This is a genomic window from Micromonospora sp. NPDC004540 (assembly GCF_040610095.1).
Lineage (GTDB): Bacteria > Actinomycetota > Actinomycetes > Mycobacteriales > Micromonosporaceae > Micromonospora.
The window spans coordinates 1-3,672 of sequence record NZ_JBEXLR010000188.1; the positions used below are offsets into that span (position 1 = coordinate 1).

Annotated in this window: 4 protein-coding genes and 1 pseudogene; 1 reads left to right on the forward strand and 4 read right to left on the reverse strand. The window is 76.3% G+C overall.

Going from position 1 to position 3,672, the window contains the following annotated elements; all coding sequences use genetic code 11:
* The 4 genes and pseudogenes from ABZV78_RS31450 to ABZV78_RS31465 form a co-directional block, all read right to left on the reverse strand.
* Positions 1-277: pseudogene (locus ABZV78_RS31450) on the reverse strand (hypothetical protein); the annotation flags it as partial.
* Entirely contained in the window at positions 277-1,797 is a 1,521-nt protein-coding gene (locus tag ABZV78_RS31455; protein ID WP_355644451.1) for a replication-associated recombination protein A, read from the reverse strand. The pseudogene ABZV78_RS31450 and the gene ABZV78_RS31455, both read right to left, overlap by 1 nt.
* Positions 1,798-1,871: 74 nt before the next feature.
* Positions 1,872-2,084, reverse strand: coding sequence for a hypothetical protein (locus ABZV78_RS31460; RefSeq protein WP_355644453.1), 213 nt, complete (start codon positions 2,082-2,084; stop codon positions 1,872-1,874).
* A gap of 107 nt (positions 2,085-2,191) precedes the next feature.
* A complete protein-coding gene (locus ABZV78_RS31465; protein WP_355644455.1) occupies positions 2,192-2,746 on the reverse strand; it encodes a GNAT family protein in 555 nt (184 codons plus the stop codon).
* Positions 2,747-2,772: 26 nt separating this feature from the next.
* On the opposite strand from ABZV78_RS31465, the gene ABZV78_RS31470 reads away from it, so the two are divergent.
* Positions 2,773-3,513, forward strand: a complete 741-nt coding sequence (locus ABZV78_RS31470; RefSeq protein ID WP_355644456.1) for a GNAT family N-acetyltransferase — start codon at positions 2,773-2,775, stop codon at positions 3,511-3,513.
* Positions 3,514-3,672 lie beyond the last annotated feature (159 nt).

Consider the following 3,672-nt stretch of genomic DNA (forward strand, 5'->3'; position numbering starts at 1 on the left):
GCGGCTCGGACGCGGGCGGACCCGGCCGGGACCCCGGCGCGGCGGGCGGCACACCGCCCCGCGCCGGCGGCACGGCGCCGGGCGCCTCGCCGTCCGGGCCGAGGTCGCTGCGCTGCTGCTTGGCCGTCCGCAGGTCGTCGATCCAGCCGAACTCCTCGCCGGCGGTCGCCGCCTCGGGCTCGGCGTCGGCCTTGCCCCGCCCCCACCGGCGGCCCTTGGCACGCGGGTCGCGCCCCTCGTCGGGGCCGTCCGCCGGTCGCTCCGGACCACGCGCCATCACTGCTGACCCTCCCCGACGGCGTCGCTGCCGCCCTCGTTCGCCCCGTCGACCCGCTCGGCGCCCGGTGACGTGTGCCCGGGCGCGGTGGCGCCCGCCGGGCGGACGCCGTTCACCGCGGCCTCGGCCCGCGCCGGCGGCGCGGGCAGCCCGCGCACGATCCGGCGCAGCAGCGGCAGCCGGGTGGCCACCGCCCGCTCCGCGCCGTGCCCGCTGGGTTGGTAGTAGTCGGTCCCGACGAGGTCGTCCGGAGCGTACTGCTGGGTGACCACCCCGCGGTGGTCGTCGTGCGGGTAGCGGTAGCCGGCGCCGTGCCCGAGGCCCCGGGCGCCGGCGTAGTGGGAGTCGCGCAGCCCGCGCGGCACCGCCCCGCCGCGGCCGGCGCGCACGTCGGCGATGGCCGCGCCGATGGCCGTGGTGGCCGAGTTGGACTTCGGGGCGGTGGCCAGGTGGATGACCGCCTGGGCCAGGTTGAGCTGGGCCTCGGGCAGGCCGACGTATTCCACGGCGTGGGCGGCGGCGGTGGCGACGGTCAGCGCGGTGGGGTCGGCCATGCCGACGTCCTCGCTGGCAAAGATGACCATGCGCCGGGCGATGAACCGGGCGTCCTCGCCGGCGACCAGCATGCGGGCCAGCCAGTGCAGCGCGGCGTCCACGTCCGAGCCGCGCATGCTCTTGATGAACGCGCTGGTCACGTCGTAGTGGGCGTCGCCGTCGCGGTCGTAGCGGACGGCCGCCACGTCGACCGCCTGCTCGGCGACGGCGAGGTCGATCCGGCCGGCGCCGAGCGCGGTCGCGGTGGCCGCCGCCGCCTCCAGCGCGGTAAGCGCCTTGCGGACGTCGCCGCCGGCGAGGCGGACGAGGTGGTCCTCGGCGTCGGTCTCCAGGGTGAGCGCGCCGCCCAGCCCGCGCTCGTCGGCGACCGCGCGGCGCAGCAGGCCGCGGACGGCGTCGTCGTCCAGCGGCTGCAGGGTGAGCAGCACGCAGCGGGACAGCAGCGGTGAGATGACCGAGAAGTACGGATTCTCGGTGGTCGCCGCGAGCAGGGTGACCGTCCGGTCCTCGACGGCGGCGAGCAGCGAGTCCTGCTGGGTCTTGCTGAACCGGTGCACCTCGTCGATGAAGAGCACGGTCGGCGGGCCGCCGGCGCGGCGCTGCCGACGGGCGGTCTCGATCACCGCGCGGACGTCCTTCACACCGGCGGTCAGCGCGGACATGGCGACGAAGCGGCGGTCGGTGGCCCGGGCCACCAGGTGCGCGATGGTGGTCTTGCCGCTGCCGGGCGGCCCCCAGAGGATCACCGACATCGGGGCCGCCGCCTCGACCAGCTGGCGCAGCGGGGCGCCCGGGGCGAGCAGGTGGTCCTGACCGACCAGCTCGTCGATGCGGGCCGGCCGCATCCGGACGGGCAGCGGCGAATCCGCCGCGGTGGCGGTGAACCCGTCGACGCCGCCGGAACCCGCGGGGGCGCTGGGCGCTCCGGCGGGTGCGCCGAGGGTGAAGAGGGCGTCGGATTCCATCACGAGAACAGTACCGGGCCGGGCCGACGACGCTGGAATCGCGCCGCCGGCCCGGCCCGGGTGGTCGTTTCCGGTCAGCCGCGACCCGGACGCCGGCCCCGGTACCACCGGCCGCCACCACCGCCCCGGGGGCCGGCGCCCACGCCGGCCAGGTAGAGGGAGAGCAGCAGGAAGCCGATGAGCATGAGGGTGTGGGTGTTGAACAGGTCGGGCGCGCCGAGGTTCGTGTTCAGGAAGTCGATCAACAGGGCGAAGCCGAACACGATGGCCGCGAGAATGGCGAGCATGGTCGTTCCTCCGGTGGGGGGTCCCAGTAGGTCGGCGACGGATGTACCCAATCGGTCTGTTCGTCAATCTCCACCGTGGAACGCCGGCTCTCCGGCGGCGGGCGACGTCAGCGGTCGGTGGCGAGGATCGCGTACCGCACCGAGTCCCACCAGGAGCCGCGGACCAGTAGGTGGTCCCGGCTGATCCCCTCCGGCCGCATGCCGGCCTTCTCGAGCACCCGGACCGAGGCGACGTGGTCGGGCCGGGTGGTCGCCTCGACGCGGTGCAGGCCCACCTGCTCGAACGCCAGCCGCAGCAGCAGGCCGGCGATCTCGCTGCCGAGGCCCCGGCCCCAGTGGTCGGCGTGCACCACGTAGCCGATCTCCCCGCGCCGGTGCGGTGGGCTCTCCACGGTCAGGGTGCCCATCCCGACCAGCCGGTCCCCGTCGACGGCGGCCAGCCGGTACACCGGCCGCGGGTCCCCGTCGGCCTCGGCCCGCCACGCCGACACGGCGTCCCGGAGCTCGTCGGGCGAGGGCGGCTGCTCGTCGAGCACCCGGTCGAAGACCCGCGGGTCGGTCATCAGCGCGTACAGCGGCGCGACGTCGGCGTCGCCCAGTTCACGCAGGATGCAGCGGGGACCGGGCAGCCGCACCGGTCGTGCGGAGCGGATGGGGGTCACGGATTCTCCTCTCGTAGGCTGGCCGCATGATCACTGCCGACCAGGTCCTGCTGGGGCGGAACACCCTGCTCGCCGCCACCGGCCACCACCCGTACGCCCGGCACGCCCTGTGGCGGGACCGGGAGGCGCGGGGCTGGCGGCGGGACGGCGCGGTCGGCTGGCTGCTCCCGCCGGACCAGGGGCCGGCCGGCGGCGCGCTCGGGGCGGCCGGGCCGGCGCTGGACGTCTTCGCGGGCCTGGTGGCGGACGGAACGCTGCGCGCCGGCCAATGGCTGCACCTGCCCCGGACGGCCGCGGCGGAGGTGGCCGAGCGGCTCACCGTGGCCCGGCTGGACGAGTGGGACTTCCTCTGGACCACCACCGCGCCGCCCGAGCAGCCGGCGGAGGAGCGGGTGGTCCGTCTCACCGAGGCCGACCACCCCGCGCTGGCCGCGCTCATCGACGCGGCGTTCCCCAGCACGACCTCCCGTCCGGGCGACCCGCGCATCGTCGACTGGTACGGCATCCGCGACGGCGACCGCCTGGTGGCCTGCGGCGCGGACCGCAGTCGGGGGGACGTCGGCTTCCTGGCCGGGCTGACCGTGGCGCCCGACCGCCGGGGCCGCGGGCTCGGCGCGGCGCTCACCGCCGGGATGACCCGCGCCCTGTCCGCCCGGTACGGCCAGGTGGCGCTCGGCGTCTACACCGCCAACGTCGGGGCGATCCGGCTCTACCGCCGGCTCGGCTACACCGGCACCGAGCCCCGCACCTCGATCCACCTGGGCTGACCCACCGACCACGACCACCTCCCCGGCTGCGGTTGCCGCACCGGCCCGTCCCCGCCGGCCGGCGGCCGGCATGCAAGACGCCCAAGCGTGAAGCGGACTCCGCCACAATGTGAACACCGAGCTCCTCGTGCATCTCACGCGCGAGGGCTTGTAGTTCCG